Source organism: Streptomyces akebiae, from assembly GCF_019599145.1.
In the GTDB taxonomy this organism is placed as follows: Bacteria; Actinomycetota; Actinomycetes; order Streptomycetales; family Streptomycetaceae; genus Streptomyces; species Streptomyces akebiae.
This window is the reverse complement of the sequence record NZ_CP080647.1, coordinates 4,783,703-4,801,774: the sequence shown is the minus strand read 5'-3', so window position 1 is coordinate 4,801,774 and position 18,072 is coordinate 4,783,703. Positions and strand designations below refer to the sequence as shown.

The 18,072-nt window shown below is 70.8% G+C and carries 17 protein-coding genes; 6 read left to right on the top strand and 11 right to left on the bottom strand.

All coding sequences use genetic code 11. The annotated features are described in order from the left end of the window. Window positions 1-11: 11 nt before the first annotated feature. Window positions 12-527 (top strand): MSMEG_6728 family protein, encoded by a 516-nt coding sequence (locus tag K1J60_RS20670; protein WP_220647504.1) that lies wholly within the window; start codon window positions 12-14, stop codon window positions 525-527. A 57-nt stretch (window positions 528-584) separates the two neighbouring features. On the opposite strand, the gene K1J60_RS20665 is transcribed toward K1J60_RS20670, so the two are convergent. After that, the gene (locus tag K1J60_RS20665) at window positions 585-767 is read right to left on the bottom strand and encodes a hypothetical protein (protein WP_259407823.1); all 183 of its coding nucleotides are present in this window, start codon (window positions 765-767) and stop codon (window positions 585-587) included. Window positions 768-1,035: 268 nt separating this feature from the next. Here K1J60_RS20665 and K1J60_RS20660 point away from each other — a divergent pair, with 268 nt between their 5' ends. The 3 genes from K1J60_RS20660 to K1J60_RS20650 all read left to right on the top strand — a co-directional run bounded on the left by K1J60_RS20660 (window position 1,036) and on the right by K1J60_RS20650 (window position 2,972). After that, window positions 1,036-1,653 (top strand): DsbA family protein, encoded by a 618-nt coding sequence (locus K1J60_RS20660; protein WP_220651582.1) that lies wholly within the window; start codon window positions 1,036-1,038, stop codon window positions 1,651-1,653. A 99-nt stretch (window positions 1,654-1,752) separates the two neighbouring features. After that, window positions 1,753-2,559 (top strand): MBL fold metallo-hydrolase, encoded by an 807-nt coding sequence (locus K1J60_RS20655; RefSeq protein WP_220647503.1) that lies wholly within the window; start codon window positions 1,753-1,755, stop codon window positions 2,557-2,559. 2 nt (window positions 2,560-2,561) lie between these two features. After that, window positions 2,562-2,972 (top strand): nuclear transport factor 2 family protein, encoded by a 411-nt coding sequence (locus tag K1J60_RS20650; RefSeq protein WP_220647502.1) that lies wholly within the window; start codon window positions 2,562-2,564, stop codon window positions 2,970-2,972. Between the two features lie 524 nt (window positions 2,973-3,496). On the opposite strand, the gene K1J60_RS20645 is transcribed toward K1J60_RS20650, so the two are convergent. Together K1J60_RS20645 and K1J60_RS20640 are read right to left on the bottom strand one after the other, a co-directional pair. Further along, window positions 3,497-3,784, bottom strand: a complete 288-nt coding sequence (locus K1J60_RS20645) for an SHOCT domain-containing protein (RefSeq protein WP_220647501.1) — start codon at window positions 3,782-3,784, stop codon at window positions 3,497-3,499. Window positions 3,785-3,816: 32 nt separating this feature from the next. Further along, a complete protein-coding gene (locus K1J60_RS20640) occupies window positions 3,817-4,269 on the bottom strand; it encodes a DUF6325 family protein (protein WP_259407822.1) in 453 nt (150 codons plus the stop codon). Window positions 4,270-4,429: 160 nt separating this feature from the next. Between K1J60_RS20640 and K1J60_RS20635 the strand changes: the two genes are divergently transcribed. Then, entirely contained in the window at window positions 4,430-5,767 is a 1,338-nt protein-coding gene (locus tag K1J60_RS20635) for a hypothetical protein (protein ID WP_259407821.1), read from the top strand. An 18-nt stretch (window positions 5,768-5,785) separates the two neighbouring features. Here K1J60_RS20635 and K1J60_RS20630 read toward each other — a convergent pair whose 3' ends face one another. The 3 genes from K1J60_RS20630 to K1J60_RS20620 form a co-directional block, all read right to left on the bottom strand. After that, window positions 5,786-6,046 (bottom strand): hypothetical protein, encoded by a 261-nt coding sequence (locus K1J60_RS20630; RefSeq protein ID WP_259407820.1) that lies wholly within the window; start codon window positions 6,044-6,046, stop codon window positions 5,786-5,788. 47 nt (window positions 6,047-6,093) lie between these two features. Continuing rightward, a complete protein-coding gene (locus K1J60_RS20625; protein WP_220647500.1) occupies window positions 6,094-8,448 on the bottom strand; it encodes an arylsulfatase in 2,355 nt (784 codons plus the stop codon). Window positions 8,449-8,584: 136 nt separating this feature from the next. Continuing rightward, window positions 8,585-9,895: a cation:proton antiporter domain-containing protein gene (locus K1J60_RS20620; RefSeq protein ID WP_220647499.1), complete on the bottom strand. Its 1,311-nt coding sequence runs from the start codon at window positions 9,893-9,895 to the stop codon at window positions 8,585-8,587. Between the two features lie 361 nt (window positions 9,896-10,256). Between K1J60_RS20620 and K1J60_RS20615 the strand changes: the two genes are divergently transcribed. After that, window positions 10,257-11,618, top strand: coding sequence for an anaerobic sulfatase maturase (locus K1J60_RS20615; protein WP_220647498.1), 1,362 nt, complete (start codon window positions 10,257-10,259; stop codon window positions 11,616-11,618). Window positions 11,619-11,734: 116 nt separating this feature from the next. Here K1J60_RS20615 and K1J60_RS20610 read toward each other — a convergent pair whose 3' ends face one another. The 5 genes from K1J60_RS20610 to K1J60_RS20590 form a co-directional block, all read right to left on the bottom strand. Next, window positions 11,735-11,923 carry a hypothetical protein gene (locus K1J60_RS20610; protein WP_220647497.1) on the bottom strand — a complete coding sequence of 63 codons (189 nt, stop codon included), beginning with the start codon at window positions 11,921-11,923 and terminating at the stop codon, window positions 11,735-11,737. Between the two features lie 95 nt (window positions 11,924-12,018). Next, the gene (locus K1J60_RS20605) at window positions 12,019-13,887 is read right to left on the bottom strand and encodes an endo alpha-1,4 polygalactosaminidase (RefSeq protein ID WP_220647496.1); all 1,869 of its coding nucleotides are present in this window, start codon (window positions 13,885-13,887) and stop codon (window positions 12,019-12,021) included. Between the two features lie 186 nt (window positions 13,888-14,073). Continuing rightward, entirely contained in the window at window positions 14,074-15,753 is a 1,680-nt protein-coding gene (locus tag K1J60_RS20600) for a methyltransferase (protein WP_220647495.1), read from the bottom strand. A gap of 68 nt (window positions 15,754-15,821) precedes the next feature. Beyond that, the gene (locus K1J60_RS20595) at window positions 15,822-16,988 is read right to left on the bottom strand and encodes a 4-hydroxybenzoate 3-monooxygenase (RefSeq protein WP_220651579.1); all 1,167 of its coding nucleotides are present in this window, start codon (window positions 16,986-16,988) and stop codon (window positions 15,822-15,824) included. A 147-nt stretch (window positions 16,989-17,135) separates the two neighbouring features. After that, on the bottom strand, window positions 17,136-18,029 hold the full coding sequence (locus K1J60_RS20590) for a phosphorothioated DNA-binding restriction endonuclease (protein ID WP_220647494.1): 894 nt from the start codon (window positions 18,027-18,029) through the stop codon (window positions 17,136-17,138). Between the last annotated feature and the right edge of the window lie 43 nt (window positions 18,030-18,072).

Below are 18,072 nucleotides of genomic sequence, written 5' to 3'. Positions count from 1 at the left end.
GGGGCGACGGCATGCAGACCTTCCTGCCCTATCCCGACTTCCGGGCCTCCGCGCTGGTCCTGGACCGTCGCCGCCTCGGCAAACAGCGGGTCGAGGCGCTGCAGGTGCTCCGCGGCCTCATCGTGCCGGGGTACGGGTGGCGCAGGCATCCCGCCGTGCGCATGTGGGCGGGGTACGAGGAGGCGCTGGTCCGGTACGGCCTGGAGGTCTGCGCGGTGTGGCGCGAGCAGGGCCGTCAGGACAGCTGCGCGGCCACCCTGGTCGCCGACTTCGCCGCGTTCCGCCCCGACGCGCCGACTCGTGACCAGGCAGGACTGGCCGCCGCCGGGGAGCTCCCGCCCTGGCTCGGCGACGACGCCTTCCACCGCAGCCACCGGTCGGCGCTGCTGCGCAAGGACCCGGACGTCTACGCCCTGTCCTTCCCCGGCGAGCCGGACGATCTGCCGTACGTCTGGCCGACGTCGGACCGGGACCGGGACCGGGAAGGCCCCCCGCCCTCCGACGGGAGACCCGGCGCTGCCGCGTAGGGCTTGCCGTGCCGGGTCGCCTCGCAGGACCTGTCGTGCGGGCTTGCCGCGTAGGGCTCAGTGGTCGTCGCGGATGGTGGTCGCGATGCCGTTGCTGATGACGACCTCGGCGCTGACACCCTTCTTGGCGGCCGCCTCCAGCTCCGCCTCGGTGCACTGGGTGCCGCCCTGGCCGCCCTCACCGGTGTTCTCGTCGCCGCAGATGTCGCCGTAGCCCCAGATCTTGGTGTCCTCGGACACCGCCGTAGCGCGGCCGTGACACGGCAACACCTGTGCTGCGCACGGCAGTTGGCGGACGCGCCGCCTTGCGCCACGCGCACGGGCGCGCCCGCGGCCCTGGCGAAGCGTGAGGGCGAGTGGCGAGGGCGAGTGGCGAGGGCGAAGGGCGAGGGCGAAGGGCGATGTGGCGGGCGTCACGCGCTCCGAGAAATACCTGACGCGTCAGCTACTGTTCTCTCAGGTGAGTCGCTCGCAACCGGCGGGCGCCACACCCTCGCCGAGGATCTCCATGAAGCTGGTCTATGTCTTCGATGCCTACTGCGGCTGGTCGCACGGGTTCTCCGGCACCCTGAGCGAGGTCGTCGCCCGCCACCCCGGGCTGCCGGTCGAGGTCGTCTCCGGCGGGCTGTTCACCGGGTCGCGCCGGGTGCCGATCCGTCAGTTCGGCTACGTCCAGGGCGCCAACGCCCGGATCGCCGAGCTGACCGGCGCCGAGTTCGGCGAGGCGTACGAGCGGCTCATCGCCGACGGCTCGTTCGTGATGGACTCCGAGGCCGCCGCCCGCGGTCTGGCCGCCCTGCGGGCCGCCGCCCCCGACCGGGCCGCGGAACTGGCCGTCGAACTCCAGCGCGTGTTCTACGTCGACGGCCTCAGCCTCTCCGACCCGGCGACCTACCGGAAGATCGCCGAGGACGCCGGACTGGACGCCGACGCCGTGGTCACCGCGTTCGCGTCGCCCGGAGCGAAGGCGGCCGCCGAGGCCGACTTCCGCCGCGCCGCCGAACTGCGTGTCGCCGGCTTCCCCACGTTCCTGGCCGTCGACGGCGACCATGTCACCGAGCTCGCGCACGGCCGTGCCACCGCGGACGAGATCGACGCGCGGCTCGGGACCGCGGGCATCCGCTGACCCCCGTCCCCACTTTCCCACCTTCCCCGTCCCCACCTTCCCCCGTCCCCTCTCCCTCCCGTCCCACCCTCCCGCCCACCCCACGCCAAGGAGCCAACGATGAGCACCCTCTCCTACAAGGTCCTCGACCTCGACTTCCCGGCCGGCAGCAGGAACAAGACCGCCACCCTCGTCACCGGTGAGACCGAGGCCCTGCTCGTGGACGCCGCCTTCACCCGCGCCGACGGCCATCGCCTGGCCGCCGAGATCCTCGACTCCGGCAAGCAGCTGACCACCGTCCTCGTCAGCCACGGCGACCCCGACTTCTACTTCGGCGCCGAAGTGATCGCCGACGCCTTCCCCGACGCGGTCTTCGTCGCCACCCCGCTCGTCATCGACCACATCCACCACTCCTACGAGGGCAAGCTCAAGGCGTGGGCGGCCCTCGGCGCCAACCTCCCCACCCGTCTGGTGGACCTCACCCCGCTCACCGGTGACCTCACCCTGGAGGGCCACCGCTTCGAGCTCAAGGGCGGCCCGGCCGCACTGCCCGACCGCCACTACCTCTGGCAGGCCGAGTCCCGCGCCCTCCTCGGCGGTGTCCTGCTCTTCCAGCAGGAGCACGTCTGGGTCGCCGACACCCCCACCCCGGGCGACCGCGCCGCCTGGATCGACCTGCTGGACGAGATGGCCGCGCTCGACCCCGAGCTGGTCGTCCCCGGCCACCGCCTGCCCGGCACCCCGGCCGACGCCTCCGCCATCGCCGCCACCCGCGCGTACCTGCTCGCGTTCGAGGAGGAGCTGGACAAGGCCGCCGACGGCGCGTCCCTCACCGAGGCCCTCGTCAAGCGCTACCCCGACAACGGCATGCAGATCGCCGCGCAGATCGGCGCGAAGGTCGCCAAGGGCGAGATGAAGTGGGGCTGAGCATGAGCGAGTTCGCCCGTTCCCCCGCGCCCGCCGATGTCGTAAGGCGTCAGTACCTGGCCTCCGCGGCAGGTGACCTGGCGGCCCTGCGCGCCACCCTCGCCCCCGACGTGGAGTGGACGGAGATGGCGGGCTTCCCCCTCGCCGGCACCTACCGCACCCCCGACGGGGTCACCTCCAACGTCATGGAGAAGCTCGGCCAGGACTGGGACGACTGGACCGCCCACGACGACACCTATGTCGTCGACGGTGAGAACGTCGTCGTCCTGGCCCGCTACACCGCGACCAACAAAGCCACCGGCAAGCACATCGACGTCCGCGTAGCCCACCACTTCACCGTCCGCGGCGGCCTCATCGTCCGCTTCGAACAGTTCGTCGACACGGCTCTTGTCCGCGAGGCCATGCCGATCTGACCGCCCCCGGTGTCGAGGCTGCGTGCCGCGCGCCCGGCTCGGCACGCGGCACGTGCCGGGCCCCCCGGCCCCGTGAGGTCACCGCGGGGCGGGGTCTGTCGAGGAGCCACCCACAGCCCTGCTGGTGTCTGAGGTGCCACCGCCGGGCTCGCTGGGTGAGTTCAGGGTGGCGGGCGCGGTGGCGAAACGACGCAAGGTGCGCCGGGTGTTCCTGCCGCCGCCCAAGGTGCGCCAGTTCCACCACTTCATAGCTGTCGAGCGGGCTTCGATCGTGGCCCGCTGTACTGCGCAGGGCCGCTTCGCGCTAGCGTCTACGGACCGGACGGTGATCCGCACGGGCCGGTATGCGCTGGTACTGGACGGCGGTGCCCGGAGCCCGTCGTACGGGCGTATCGGTCCGGCGGAGCGGCGCCGCTTGGTCCGGCACTGGGGAACCGCTGTGGTTGTGGCTGGCCGATGAGGGGCGGCCGCTGGCGCCGACCGCATGGCAGGGGGCGTTCCGACGGGCGAATGCGCGGTGCGCTTCATGATCCGAGGATCGTGCGCTTCTGTTCCTCGAACTCGGCCTCCGTGAGCACGCCCTGGCTCTTGAGCTCGCCGAGCTGCTTCAGCTGTTCAATCTTGCTGGTCATGTCGGAGGCCGCCGGAGCCGCGGGCGGTTCGGCCTGGTGAGCCGGTTGCGCTGGGGGCGCCTCGTAGCTCTGCTGCTCCGCCCATCGTCCCTGCTGTCGGCGTGTCACACGGTTCGACACGGCGGTCGCGGTTCCGGCGACGACGGCGGTGCGCGCGACCCCGCGGATCAGACCTGGCATGGCGGTGTCCCTTCTGCCCTGGTGAGCTCTGCCTAGTGAGCGGCCTCGGTCGCGTCGAGGGCGGCGACGAGTGCGGGCACCGGGATCCGCCCTGAGGCGACCATCCGGGCCCCGCCGCGGCGCAGAGTGGCGGCGAAGGGTGCGGCCCACAGGTTCTCGTAGACGAGGATGCCGGCGGAGCTGCCGGGCTCCAGCGCGGTGGCCGCCTCCTCGATGTCGTCCTGGCCCAGCAGTCCCGACGACACGCCCTCGAAGACGGCCAGGTCGAGTTTGCCGTCGTCGGTGAGGTCGGCGATCTCCACACCGGTCACGGATCCGTCGTCGTCCTTCCTGACGAACATCAGGTCCAGGATCCGGATGAGGCCGCGGTCCACGAGATCGACGAGAATGGGGAAGCCCTCGCCGGTCATCCGATTACCGGGGAACTCGACGACCAGGTAGTCGATGGGGCCCACTTCGCCCACTTCTTCGAATTCGTCGCTCACGGCGTCACCTCTGGTACTCGCAACTTCCCCCTGTGACACCCCCGCTTCACTTCACTCCAATTGCATCATCGGGCCGCGGCTGTCGCACCTCGGTACGCCGGTCACCCGTCTGGGTTTGCCCCGGTCGCGCGTTGTGCTGCGCACGGATCTGCTGGTGGCCATGAGCGACAGTGGTGACGACGAGCTCTCGGCGCGTGAGCGCAGCGAGCTGGACGAGTTGCGGCAGCGGGTGAACGCACTGGAGAGCGTCGCGCCGCCCCGGGCGGCGCGGCATCATCCGTTCCGCTCGCTCGGCTCGGTCCTGCTGATCCTCCTCGCCGCGTTGCTGTCGCTGCTGTCCGTCGTCGCGGTGTGGGCGAACAGCATCGTGCAGGACACGGACCGCTACGTCGCCACCGTCGCCCCGCTGGCAAGCGATCCCGATGTGCAGAAGGCGATCACCAACCGGGTCACCGACGCGGTGCTGGCGCAAGTCGACGTGGACGCGCTGGTCAAGCAGCTCACGGACGCGGCCGCGCAGAAGGGTGTCCCGCCCCGGGTGGCCGAGTTGCTGAACGACCTGGACGGCCCGATCGAGAGCGGGCTCAAGCGGCTGGTCAGCGGCTCGGTGGAGCGCGTGGTCAGCAGCAGTGCCTTCGAGACCGTCTGGGTCAACGCCAACCGCAGGGCCCACTCGGCGCTGGACAAGGCACTGACGGGCCAGGCCGACAGCACGGTCAGGCTGGAGAACAACGAGGTCGTCATCGACCTGGGGCCGATCGTCGCCGACGTCAAGAACCGGTTGGTCGACGCCGGTTTCTCGCCCGCCGCGAGGATCCCGGCCGTGCACACGGACTTCGTGGTGTTCGCGTCGGAGGATGTCGGCAAGGTCAAGACGTACGTGCGCGTGCTGGAGATCCTCGGCGGCTGGCTGCCCGTCATCGCGTTGCTGATCGCGGCCGTCGGCGTGTACGTCGCGTTCAACCGGCGGCACGCGTTGATCGGGGCCGCACTCGCCGTCTTCGTCGCCATGCTGGTGCTCGGAATCGGCCTCACCGTCGCCCGTGACGTCTACCTCGACCATCTCCCGCCCGGCACCTCCCAGGCCGCCGCGGGATCCGTGTACGACGCCCTGGTCAAGTTCCTGCGGGCCGGCGTACGGGCGCTCGCCGCGGTCGCCCTCTTCACCGCCGCGGGCGCCTTCCTCGCCGGCCCGTCCCGGGTCGCCGTTCTCACGCGCACCGGCTGCCGGAGAAGCATCGGCGGTCTGCGCGATGTGGCGACATCGGCGGGGCTTCGTCTCGGCGCGGTCGGATGGTTCGTGCATCGCTTCAAACGCTGGATCGGGGCGGCCATCCTGGTGATCGCGGCCGTCGTCCTGTTCACTTGGAGCTACCCGACCACGGCGGTCGTGGTGTGGACCGCGGTGATCACACTGTTGGGCTTCGCCGTCCGTGAATTCCTGGATGCTCCCTCCGCGCCGCCCGCCGACTCACAGACTGAAGCCGCCGCACAATGACGCCTGTCTCCGGCTTATTCATGCGGCTGACGCGGTGAGGCCCGCCGCTCCGCCGGGCCGGGACCCCCTGTTTTTCGTGGCGCCGACGTTGAGCAGGTACGAGGTGGGGGAGGCGCTCATGGCCACCAGCGCCGCGATACGGGTCAGCAGGTACGCCTCGGAATCCAGACCGGATCGTTCGAACGCGTTCAGCGTCATCTGCACGAGGGTGTCGAAGACGGGCGCATGTGCCTCGCCCGGGGCGTCGGCACCCTCAGCCCCGATGGTCTCCCTGGTCATCCGTGGACTCCTTCCCTCCGGCTCGCTGTCCGTCGGTGTCCCACCGTTCAGTCGGTCATGAACCAGCCCCGCACCTGAGCCTCGTGATCGACGTAGCGTTCGCCGGAGACGTCGACCACGACCTTGTCGATCGTGCCTCCGGTGAACGGGAACGGTGCTTCGTAGTCGGGCGTGACCGGTGAGGCGTCGTCGCGACCCACGCAGATCCCGTCGCCGACGATACAGAAACTGCCGGGCTGGGTAACGATGTTGTGGCTGCCGACCTCCTGGTCGTCCACGTAGAGGGTGAGGGTGCCCGCGGCGCCGGGCAGCGCGGCGTCGGTGCTGCGGCCGTGCGCCGCGAACTCGGCGGTGAGCACGTGCTTGCCCGGCGGGATCTCCCGGTCGGCGTCCACGACCTGGAGGTTGCTGCCGACCCAGTTGTAGGCGTAGTGCAGGCGATGGTCCTTGACGTAGAGGCTGTGGCCGCCCGCCACACCGCCGTGGGCGTACAGCACGCCTTCGGCGTCGGCGGAGTCGACGTCGACCCCGGCGGCGATGGTGTACGACCGGCCGCTGGTCACGACGCCGGACTGTTCGGGCACCGACGCGGTGTCGGGGTAGTACACGTAGCGGTCGCGTTCGGGGGTGCCGTGGGGGCGGTCGGCCAGGACCTGTTCCAGGGCGGTGCGGTCGTCCAGTGGCAGCCCGTTGTAGATGCCGGCGTAGTAGTACCAGAGGCTCTTGAGGGTCTCCAGCCTGGCCGGTTCCTGCGCGGCCAGGTCCGTCGACTGTGCGCGGTCGGTGGTGAGGTCGTACAGCTCCCACACGTCGTGCGCGAAGTCGCCCCAGCCGCTCAGCGGCGGGTGAACCGTGCAGGCCAGCCAGCCTTCGTGGTAGATGGACCGCTGCCCCAGCATCGCGTAGAACTGCGTCTGCCGTCCCGGCGCCGCAGGGTCGGTGAGCGACGCCTTGAAGCTCTCGCCCTCGATCGGGTTCTGGGGATGGCCCTTGAGTACCTCGGGCGGCTCGATGCCGAGCAGGTCGTACAGCGTGGGCACCACGTCCACCGCGTGGACGTACTGATCGCGCACCTCTCCGCGGGCCTCGATCCCCGCGGGCCAGGCGACCAGGCACATGTCGGCCACACCGCCTTCGTAGCCGGCCCAGCGCTTCCAGTACGGGAACGGGGTGTCGAACGCCCAGGCCCACCCGGTGCTGTAGTGGTTGTACGATGTCGGACCGCCCAGCTCGTCGATGTGTTCCAGGGACAGCTCGGCCGGGGTGTCCAGGCCGTTGAAGAACCGCCATTCGTTGAACGTCCCGTTCGGTCCGCCCTCGCCGCTCCCCCCGTTGTCGGAGACGGCCACGATGATCGTGTTGTCGAGCTCGCCCGAGGACTCCAGGAAGTCGAGCACCCGGCCCAACTGGTCGTCGCTGTAGGTGACGTATCCGGCGAAGACCTCGGCCATCCGGACGAACAGCCGTTGCTCGTCACTGCTGAGGTCGTCCCAGGGCCGCACGGTGTCGAGCAGCGGCCACGGCTGGCCGTCCGGCCCGCTCACCGTGGGCTCGCCGTGCGGGTTGATCGGGGAGAGCCGCGTGTTCTCGGGCAGCAGGCCGAGTTCTTTCTGACGGCGCAGAATTCCGGGGCGGATCGCCTCGTAGCCCTCGTCGAAGACGCCCTTGTACCGGTCGGCCCACTCCGTGAACACATGGTGCGGTGCGTGGGCCGCGTCGAGGGAGAGATACATGAAGAAGGGCTTGCCGGGGTCGACGACCTTGGCGTCGCGGATGAACTCGATGGCTTTGTCGGAGAAGTCCTTGGCGATGTGGTAGCCCTCTTCGGGTGTGGCCGGCGGGTCGACCGGGTGGTTGTCGTGGATCAGGTCCGGGTACCAGCAGCTCGACTCGCCGCCGAGGAAGCCGTAGAACCTCTCGAAGCCGCGCCCCAGGGGCCAGCGGCCCTTGTACGCGGCCATATTGATTTCCTCACCGGGGGCGAGGTGCCACTTGCCGACGCAGTACGTGTTGTAGCCGCGCTCGCCCAGGACCTCCGAGACGAACCCGTTCTCGAACGGGATACGGGTGGAGATCCCGGGAAAGCCCGCGCTGAACTCGGCGATCGTCGCCATCCCGTTCGACGTCGCGTTCCGGCCGGTCATCAGCGAGGCCCTGGTCGGGGAGCACAGCGCCGTGGTGTGGAAGTTCGAGTAGCGCAACCCCATGTCGGCGATCCGCGACATCGTCGGCGTCTTCACCGGGCCGCCGAAGCAGTCCATCGTCCCGTAGCCGACGTCGTCCCACGCGATCACCAGCACGTTCGGGCTGTTCTCGGGCGCCTCGGGCACGAGGAACGGCGCCCAGTCGGGCTGCGAGTCACGGATGTCGAGAGCGATCTTCCCCTTGAAGGGCTTGGCCATGGCGGTTCTCCTCGTTGCCCCGAGTCCTGACCGGCTGCCTTCCACCGTGGCGACGTAAGGCTTCTCCTGCCTCACCCGTAACGGGTGACAGCGCTCCCCTCACGGCACACCGGCTCGCACCGGTGGGCGCTCGACGTCATCGCGCGGTGACGCGCCGCCGCCGGCCGGCCTCCGGGACGGGCTCCGTCTCGCGCAGCTCCCGTCCCGTGGCCATGGTCTCCTCGTGCCAGCGGCCGTACCGGTCGGCGAGGGCGACCGCCGAGACGCCGTGCAGGAGCACGCTCAGGCCGACGGTGACCGCGACCACCCTGCCCAGCAGCCCCACACCGCGGACATGCTCCTCCAGAACGAGCAGCCCCAGCACCACGGACGCCAGCCCCCGTGGCCCGAACCACCCGATGTACGCCACCGTGGGCAGCCGGAGCCCGCTGCCGGCGAGCGCGACGGCCACCGGCAGCATCCGTACGACGGTGAGGCTGAGCACGGCGTATCCGACAACCCGCCAGCTCAGGTCCTCCAGCGTCGGACCGAGCAGCACCGCGCCGAAGACGAGCAGGCTGACCGAGGCCAGAAGCCCGCCGAGGTGCTCGGTGAAGTCGGCGGTGCGGTCCGATCCCTCCGCCGGGGCGGTGGCTGCACCCGTGGCCCGGAAGCGGCGCAGGGCAAAACCGAAGGAGAACCCGGCGACCCAGGCGGCGATGAAGCCGCTGCCGTCCACCACGACACCCAATCCGTATGACGCCGCGGCGACGGCCGGGACGAAGAGCTGCGCCCACTCCCGCGAGACCCAGCCTCGCGCCCGCGCTGCCCCCAACAGCCGACCGCCGCCCGCGCCGACCAGCAGACCCAGCACCGTGCTCAGGACGAGCGCCCGCCAGAAGACGCCTGCCGCCCCTTCCTCGGCGGCGGACGTGCCCGTAATACCCGCCAGGAAGAGGACGAAGAACGGCAGCACCATGCCGTCGTTCAGACCGCTCTCCACGTTCAGCCCCTGCCGTACGAGCGGCGGAACCCGTGGACTGGTCATGGCGGTATTACCGAGGGCCGCGTCCGTCGGAGCGAGGACGGCGCCCACGAGCGCGAGCTCCCAGACGGTCAGGCCGGGCAGCAGGGGCCAGGCCAGCAGCCAGCCGGCCCCGATACTCAACGGCAGTCCGATGCCGAGCAGCCGGCCCGGCAGGAAGCCGCCGGATCTCAGGTCCCGTCGGCGCACGGTCATGGCGTCGGTGAACAGGACCAGGGCGAGGGCTGCTTCGAGCAGCGTGAGGATCTGCCCGGCGTTGTGCTCCTGATCGATGACATCGAGCACGGCGGGCCCCAGGAGCACCCCGCAGCCGACGAACACCATCGCCGACGACACCGGTGTCGACGCCAGCCGACGGGAGCCCAGCGCATACGTGGCGGTGACACCCGCCACCGCCACACCGGCCCAGGCTTCGCTGCTCATCGGCGGGCCTTTCATCCTCGGGCTTTCAGAGAACCAGCGATCTGCCTCCTGAACCTCACCCGTCACGGGTTAGAACCTTGTCCGGGGCGCCACCACATGCTCGGAGATGCAGCGCCGGGTGCTGCGGCTCACCGGCGAAGTGAGGAATCGCCCATGACCACGACCCGTCACCGCTCGGAAACCGCCGAGGTGACCGCCGGTGGACTGACGCTGTTCACCTGGCCTGCCGACGGCCCGCCGCGGACCCGACCGGCATGACACGCTCGCCTTCGCGGCCACCTCTGACGGCGTACGAGGGAGTCCCGCGCGTCACCCCTGCCGGATGGCGCGCTCATCGCCCCGGCCGCCCCATCCTGGGCCGATGAGCACCGTAGACCTTCCCGCCCCGACCGTCCGGCGCCACCCATTCCACCTGCTGGCCAAGCCCGCCGGAGCGATCTGCAACCTGGACTGCACCTACTGCTTCTTCCTGTCCAAGGAACTGCTGTACGAGGGCAGCAGATTCCGTATGGCGGACGAGTTGCTCGACGCCTACATCCGGCAGCTCGTCGAGGCGCACGGTCCGGTGCCGGAGGTGACGGTGGCCTGGCAGGGCGGCGAACCGACGCTGATGGGCCTGGACTTCTTCCGCCGATCCCTGGAGTACGAAAGGCGCTACGCCCGCCCCGGCCAACGGATCGTCAACACCATCCAGACCAACGGCACGCTCATCGACGCCGAATGGGCCCGATTCTTTCGCGACAACGACTTCCTGGTCGGGCTCTCAGTCGACGGCCCCCGCGAACTGCACGACGCCTACCGGGTCGACAAGGGCGGCAAGCCCACCTTCGACCGCGTCATGCGCGGGCTGGGCCACCTGCGCACACACGGCGTGCAGTGGAACGCGCTGACCACCCTGCACGACGCCAACGCCGGGCACGGCCGTTCGGTCTACGCCTTTCTCCGCGACTACTGCGGCGCCACCCACATGCAGTTCATCCCGATCGTGGAACGCACCACCCCACACGACCTGCCGCTGGCCAACGACGGCTGGGGCGCCCGCGCCAAGGACCGGCCCGTGTACCGACAGGAAGGCGACGAGGTCACCGACCGGTCGGTGACCGGGCAGCAGTACGGCCGGTTCCTCATCGACGTCTTCGAGGACTGGGTACGCCACGACGTCGGCCGCGTCTACGTCCAGATGTTCGATGTGGCACTGGCCAACTGGTACGGAGAGCAGCCATCCCTGTGCGTGCACTCCAGGACCTGCGGCAGTGCCCTCGCCCTGGAACACAACGGCGACCTGTACTCCTGCGACCACTTCGTCGAACCAGACCACCTGCTCGGCAACATCGGCGACCGGCACATGCTGGAGCTGGTCGACTCACCGCAACAGCGGAAGTTCGGCCAGGACAAGTACGACACCCTGCCCCGCTACTGTCACGACTGCGACGTCCGCTTCGCCTGCCACGGCGGCTGCCCCAAGGACCGCTTCGACGCCACCCCGGACGGCGAACCGGGCCTCAACCACCTGTGCGCCGGCTTCAAGGCATTCTTCCACCACGTCGACCGCCCGATGCGCACCATGGCCGGGCTGCTGCGGCAGGGGCGAGCTCCCGCACTGATCATGCGCGAGTACGTGTCCGCCGACGCCAACCGGCCGCACAACGCGCTCTGCCCGTGCGAGGGGGGACGCAAGTGGGCGCGCTGCCACGGCAAGCCGGTCCCGACGAGCCAACTGTAGGACGGGACAAGCCATGGCACCTCAGCCGTAGGCCCCCAACAACGGCCGCACTGTCAACGGCAGCTGAGGGCGCGAGGAGCGCCTGAGACATCCCGCCTCTGAGACACCCGTACAGGTCACATAACTCCGTCGGCGGTCCGCGCGAGCCCCACCGGCACCTCGACGGGCGTCGGCCGCCGGAAGTCCACCCGTACGGTCCCGGCCTCCCCCCGCCGGGCCGGCACCCCCGCCACATACCCGCCGAACGCCACCCCGGGATGGCCCCGCAGCAGGTCGGGCACCGTGATCGTCTCGATGTCGCTCATGCCGCCACTCCACCACAGCAGGCGGGGTGCCGAGCGTGGAGCGGGTGCCGGGAAACGAGGGTGCCGGGCCCGGCAGCCACATCCCGTGGCCGGTGTCAGCAGGTCTCGCCGAGGTGGCCGGCGGTGCCCTCGGGCACCACGTTCTCGTCGCGGCGGACGATGCTCAGTTCGCCGCCCCAGCCCTCGCACGCGTTCGCGAGACCCTTGGCCGTGTACTCGACGACGAAGACGTTGTCGTCGAACGCCTTCGCGAAATCGCCGCACTCGTCCCACTCGCCGCACTCCTCCACGACGGCGAAGTCCATGCCCACGGACGCGCGGTCGGGCGCCAGCTCCAGGGTGTTCTTCTGGGCGACGGCCAGGCCCTTCTCATGGGCGTGGGCCGACAGCAGCCTCATGAACGCCTTCGCCTGACCGGCCGTGAGATGGTCCGGGAAGCGGGTGAACGTGTCGTAGTTGTCGGGCTCGACCGCCTGGTACCCCTTGGCCGCGCACTCGTCGATCCAGGCGTTCACCCGGGAGGCGATGCGCTGCCGCTTGGCGGCCGTGCGGATGTCCAGGACCGCCTCGTTCCAGTCCTCGTCGCGGACGACCTCGCCGTCGGCGTCGCGCAGCAGCAGATCGGAGTCCCAGTCGTCCTCCGCGTCCTCCTGCGCCTGGAGGGCGTTGACGTTGCAGATGTTGTACGCCCCCGGCGCGGCCGGGTCCTCATGGCTACGGCTGACCACCCGCACGCCGGCCGGCAGGGTGTACGCGCCGCCGATCTGGTAGTCCCACCGCACGTGCTTCGGCGGCAGCACCACTGCGGCGGACCCCGACCCGGGTGTCGGCCCGGACCCCGACCGCGATGCCGGTGCGGAGGCGGAGGCGGAGGGGGAGGTGGGTGCGGTGGGCGACGGGGAGCCGTCGTTCCGGTTCGCTCGGTTCTGCTCCTCCGTCTCCTCGGTCGTCGTCATCAGCGTGAAGCTCAGCCCGGTGACGACCAGGACGGCGACGAGGCCGATGAGGACGCGCAGCCCTCGACGACCCTGACGAGCGGGGCGCCCACCGGAGGCGACCGGGGCGGCGGAAGCCGGTGAGCCTGCCGATGTCGGCGGTTCCGGCGATACCGGCGATACCGGCGATACCGGCGGTTCCGTCGACTCCGGTGAGCCCGTCGATTCCGGCAGCGTCAGAATCATGCGGTGCAGGTCGGCGACGTCGGGGCGGGCGGCCGGATCCTTGGCCAGACAGCGTTCGGCGATGCTCCTGAGCGGTTCGGCGACGCCGTCCAGGGCCGGCGCCTCATACATCACCTGATAGCCGGTCAGATAGGGGCTGCTGCCGTCGAACGGACGGGTGCCGGTGGCCGCGTACACCAGGACCGAACCCAGGGAGAACACGTCCGAGGCGGCGGTGACCTCCCGAGGCGAGGCGAACTGCTCCGGCGACATGAAGGGCGGGGTGCCGATCAACCGCCCCGTCACGGTGAGGGCTTCGTTGTCGACGGCGTGCGAGACGCCGAAGTCGATGACACGGGGGCCGTCCTCGGCGATCAGGACGTTGCTCGGCTTCAGATCGCGGTGCACCACGCCCGCCCGGTGAATGTCCCGCAGCGCCTCGACGAGGCCCAGCGCGAGCGTGCGCAACTCCCGTCCGGCCAACGGCCCGTCCTCGGCCACGACATCGGACAGGGTGCGGCCGGGCACGTACAGCGTCGCCATCCACGGCTGCTCGGCGTCCGGATCGGCGTCCACCACCGGCGCCGTGAACGCCCCGCTCACCTGGCGCGCGGCCGCGATCTCCTGCCGGAAGCGTGTGCGGAACTCCTCGTCCTGCGCGTACGGCGGGTGCACGACCTTGACGGCGACCTGCCGTCCGGAGGCGGAGCGGCCCAGGTAGACGATGCCCATGCCGCCGCTGCCGAGCCGGTCGGTCAGCGTGTAGCCGCCTATGGTCTCCGCGTCACCGGGCCTCAGCGGCATCGCCCGTCACCTTTTCCCTGTGCCGTGCCTTCGAAGGGCTGTTCAGTGGGATCAGAGTAGTCGCGCGTTTCCCGCGAGACAGCGCTTACCGAGACCCACTGATCCCCAGCCCGAGTGCCGCGTTGTTCACACCGCCATTCACATCGGGCCGCACATCGGGCCGCACGCGGGACCGCACACCGGACTTCACGTCCAGGCGGACCGGGCCTTCCTGACGTGCAGCACGTGCCCGTCCAGGGGAAGCGGTGTCCGGTCCACCAGGGCGAGGCCCGCGTCGGCGAACAGCCGGCCGTAGTGGTCGGCGCGCCGTTCGCGTCCGCCGACGTTGCACATCATGTGCAGATCCCAGGCGGTGGCCAGCGAGACCGAGCCGTCGGAGGGCAGGACGCGCTCGACGACGAGCAGGTCGGCGTGGTCGGGCATCGCGCGGGCACAGTGGCGCAGGATCTCGCGGCAGCGCTCGTCGTCCCAGTCGTGCAGGACGCGGGACAGGACGTAGACGTCACCGCCCGCGGGCACGTCCGCGAAGTCGCCGGTCACGAAGGAGCAGCGGGCGCCGAGACCCGCCTCCGCCAGCCGCAGGCGGGCGGCCTCGACGGCGTGCGGGCGCTCCAGCAGGACGCCGTTCAGGCGTGGGTGCGCGGCGAGGACGCGGCCCAGCAACTCCCCGTTGCCGCCCGCGACATCGACCACCGTGGCCCCGCCCGCCGCCGCGGCGGTGAGGGCCGGATGGGTGGGGAGCGGGTCGAACATCGCGGAGCCGGCGGCCATGGACCGGTCGAAGAGTTCCGCGAGTTCGGGGTCGCGGGCGAAGTGGTCGAAGTGGTTCTCGCCGAAGAGGTGCTCGAAGGCGACCTCTCCCGTGCGCACGGTGTGCCCGAGCCCGGCGAAGGACCGGTAGAACGGGCCGCCGTACATCAGCGCCAACGCCCGCATGGATCCCGGGGCGTCCGCCCGCAGCAGCGCGCCCGGTCCGGTGAGCCGGAAGCCGTCGCGGCCCTCCGCCACCACGCCCAGCATCACGAGATAACGCAGCAGGATCGCCAGGTTCCCCGGCCTCGCGCCGACCTCCCGCGCCAGCTCCGCCACGCCGATCCCTCGGTCGCCGTCCATGGCGTCGGCCACCCCGAGCTGCGCGAAGGCGGTCAGTGCCTGGGTCGTCCACGCCCCGGTCAGCAGGCGCAGGAGCGTTTCGGCGGGCTGCCGGGCGCGATGCTCGGCGAGGGCGTCGCGGTGGTCGCCGGGGACGTACAGCTCGACGCGCCGGTACCCGGCCTTGGCTTCGGCGGGTGCGTCGAAATAGAACACGGTGCCGTTCTCGTGCGCGTTGTAGCCGCCGCCGTCCGGGGTGGCTCCGTAGCGTGCGAAGGTCGCGCACAGGCCGCGCAGCACCAGGGGGTCGGGAGCCACGACGTCGAAGGCGAGGTGGGTCTCGTGCTCCCGCTCCCGCTCGTACGCGGCCAGCGTCTCCAGACCCGACCCCGGTGGCACGGTCAGCGCGAAGACCTCAACCGTACGGTGCTCCCCGTCCGCGCCGGCTACCTCGGGTCGCAGGATGCCGACGTCCAGCTCGTCCGCCGGCCGCCGATGCCGTACGGCCAGTCGCTCGCGTACGACGACGCTCGGCCTCGGCGACGGGACCGCGCCGAGCCCGCAGGCGGTGAGCATGGCACGCAACTCGGCCTCGTCCGACGGGAAGACGAGCAGCGCGGCATGGGAGAAACGACAGCGCTCCGCGAGCGCCCGCAGTTCCGGGCCGTCGAGTCCGGGCAGCAGCAGCGGGAGCAGTGCGGCGTTGTCCTGTTTCTTGACGAAGTCGACCGTCGCGCGCAGGCGGGACGTGTCGCCCGACAACGTCGTGATCATCGCGGGGATCCTCATTCGGGTGTGCGGAGGGGAAAGCGGAGACGGAGGGGGACTGGGACAAGGGGGCGTCATACGCCGACGTAGTGCTCGGCGAACCAGTCCTGCCGGCTGCGGGAGGTGCGCAGCGACGCGAGGCGGGAGCGGCGCAGGGAGTTGTGGAACAGGGACGGGCCGTCCGTGCCGGACGGGCCGTGCAGGAGCCCGATCATCCAGTGCGAGAACTCCTGCGCACGCCAGATGTGGGCGAGGCTGCGCGCGGAGTAGGCGTCGAGCCCCTTGGTGTCGCCGTGGTGGAGAGCGGCGATCAGGGCGCGCGCGAGCAACTCGGCTTCCAGAACGGCGAGGTTGGCGCCCTTCGCGGCGGACGGGCTGATGAGGCCGGCGGCGTCGCCCACCAGGAACAGCGAACCGTGGCGCAGCGGTTCGAGCACATCGGACTCCAGACCGACGACGGCCCGCTCCACGACGGGGCCCCGGTGCAGCGGGCCGTACTCCGTCGCCCGCATCCGCAGCTCCAGCTCGTCCCAGATCCGCTCGTCGGACCAGGCATCGGCCGGCGTCCCGCGCTCGCACTCCAGGTAGTAACGGGTGATCTCGCTGGTCCGCGCCATGTGCCCGGCGAAGCCCCGCTCGTGCACCGCGTACCCGACGGCGTCCAGACTGGGCGGAGCCTGGGCGAGCAGTCCCAGCCAGGTCACCCCGTGGTCCAGATGCTGCCGACGCGCCGAGCCGGCCGGCAGCGACCGCCGGGCCGCACCGTGCCGCCCGTCGCACCCGGCCACGTACCGGGCCCGCAGGCGGACGGGCCGCCCGTCCGCCTCGCGCACGGTCACCGAGGGCCGGTCCGTGTCGGCGTCGAGGACGTCCACCGCCTCGGTGGCGAAGTGGACCCGGCCGCCGACGGCCAGAAACCGGGTCAACAGGTCGGTGACCAGGTGCTGTTGGGGGTAGACGGTGTGCCGCTCGCCGCGCCCGAGGCCGCTGTAGTCCAGCCGGAACCGGCCGTCCTCCGTGCGGAACTCGCAGGTGCTGTGGGCCTGTCCACGCCGGCGCAGCCCCTCGTCCAGCCCGTGCCGCTCCAGGATCCGTACGGTGTGGGCGGCCAGGAACCCGGCACGCGCCCGCGTCTGGACGTGAGCGCGCTCGGCACGCTCCAGCAGGACGCAGTCGATCCCGCTGTCCTGGAGGAGATTGCCGAGCACGAGCCCGGCCGGACCGGCACCGAGGACGACCACATCGGCTGCTCGCCGGATCTTCCTATCTGTCACAGGAACGGATGGTAGGTGCCTGGAAGATCCCTAACGGACGAAAATCACCTGAACGAGAAGAGCGCAGACCGTGACGTGCTGTGAGGCGGACATGGTGTTGGCGGAGGACTGCCCTCAGGCGGCCGTGGCGGGGCGCGGTGTGCCGCGGAAGACCTGGCTGATGTGCCAGTCGAGATGGTAGGCCGCCACGGGGCGGACGCCCGGCTGCGGACCGACCAGGGCACGTCCCGCCAGTGCGAGGACCTGCTCGCGGGCGGCGGGGCTGTGGCCGACGAAGTGCTGGGAGACGAGGACGCGGTGGTCGCCGTCGACCCCGAGGACGCCCTTGTCGAAGAGCTTGTGATGGAGCGAGCACAGGCACAGCCCGTTGTCGACGTCGTCCGGTCCGCCCAGCGCCCACCACCGCACATGGGCGGCCTCCAGCCCCACCGGGACCGGGCCGAGCCGGCCGTCGTAGCCGCAGAAGGCGCACCGGTACTCGTAGGCCGTCAGCACCAGTTCGCGCATGCGCCGGTCCCGCTGCTTGCGTGCGGTCGAGATGGGGACGACCTCCGCCGGGTCCAGCTCCAGGCCGACGGCCTCGCACAACTCCCCGTGGACGGAGGGCGGAAAGTGCCGGTCCAGCAGCAATCGCGTGACGCGCGACAGCAGTTCCGGCTCGTTCCGCAGCGCGGCGCCGAATTCCGCCGAGAGCCGGCCGGTGGCGCCCGTCTCCCGGAGGTCCCGCACCCCGCTCCCGGGGCTGCCGAGTCCGCGATCCGTACGGACCTCCCACACGCCGTCACTGACCAGGTGGTGGAACGGGTACGCGGGCGACGTCCTGTGGGGTGGGCCGTACTCGGTCAGCAGACGCTGGAGGTCCTCCTCGACCGCGCTGTACCGCAGCTCGCCGTCGGGGTCCTGCTGGAACCGGCCGAGGGCGTGCAGGAGAAGCAACGGCTTGTGCGGAGCGCGCGTCCCGTTCCTGGTCCACTGCCTCAGCCCCGCTACGCGCTCCAGCCAGTCCATGGCCGCTGATCGTAGTGAGACCGATGGGCCGGAGGCGAGGGCC

What these genes read in the sequence shown, in the direction of transcription:
- K1J60_RS20590 (WP_220647494.1), bottom strand. Translation starts at nt 18,029, where the DNA reads ATGGACTGGCTGGAGCGCGTAGCGGGGCTGAGGCAGTGGACCAGGAAC.
- K1J60_RS20670 (WP_220647504.1), top strand. Translation starts at nt 12, where the DNA reads ATGCAGACCTTCCTGCCCTATCCCGACTTCCGGGCCTCCGCGCTGGTC.
- K1J60_RS20660 (WP_220651582.1), top strand. Translation starts at nt 1,036, where the DNA reads ATGAAGCTGGTCTATGTCTTCGATGCCTACTGCGGCTGGTCGCACGGG.
- K1J60_RS20650 (WP_220647502.1), top strand. Translation starts at nt 2,562, where the DNA reads ATGAGCGAGTTCGCCCGTTCCCCCGCGCCCGCCGATGTCGTAAGGCGT.
- K1J60_RS20600 (WP_220647495.1), bottom strand. Translation starts at nt 15,753, where the DNA reads ATGATCACGACGTTGTCGGGCGACACGTCCCGCCTGCGCGCGACGGTC.
- K1J60_RS20630 (WP_259407820.1), bottom strand. Translation starts at nt 6,046, where the DNA reads ATGACCAGGGAGACCATCGGGGCTGAGGGTGCCGACGCCCCGGGCGAG.
- K1J60_RS20645 (WP_220647501.1), bottom strand. Translation starts at nt 3,784, where the DNA reads ATGCCAGGTCTGATCCGCGGGGTCGCGCGCACCGCCGTCGTCGCCGGA.
- K1J60_RS20615 (WP_220647498.1), top strand. Translation starts at nt 10,257, where the DNA reads ATGAGCACCGTAGACCTTCCCGCCCCGACCGTCCGGCGCCACCCATTC.
- K1J60_RS20625 (WP_220647500.1), bottom strand. Translation starts at nt 8,448, where the DNA reads ATGGCCAAGCCCTTCAAGGGGAAGATCGCTCTCGACATCCGTGACTCG.
- K1J60_RS20605 (WP_220647496.1), bottom strand. Translation starts at nt 13,887, where the DNA reads ATGCCGCTGAGGCCCGGTGACGCGGAGACCATAGGCGGCTACACGCTG.
- K1J60_RS20610 (WP_220647497.1), bottom strand. Translation starts at nt 11,923, where the DNA reads ATGAGCGACATCGAGACGATCACGGTGCCCGACCTGCTGCGGGGCCAT.
- K1J60_RS20655 (WP_220647503.1), top strand. Translation starts at nt 1,753, where the DNA reads ATGAGCACCCTCTCCTACAAGGTCCTCGACCTCGACTTCCCGGCCGGC.
- K1J60_RS20635 (WP_259407821.1), top strand. Translation starts at nt 4,430, where the DNA reads ATGAGCGACAGTGGTGACGACGAGCTCTCGGCGCGTGAGCGCAGCGAG.
- K1J60_RS20620 (WP_220647499.1), bottom strand. Translation starts at nt 9,895, where the DNA reads ATGAGCAGCGAAGCCTGGGCCGGTGTGGCGGTGGCGGGTGTCACCGCC.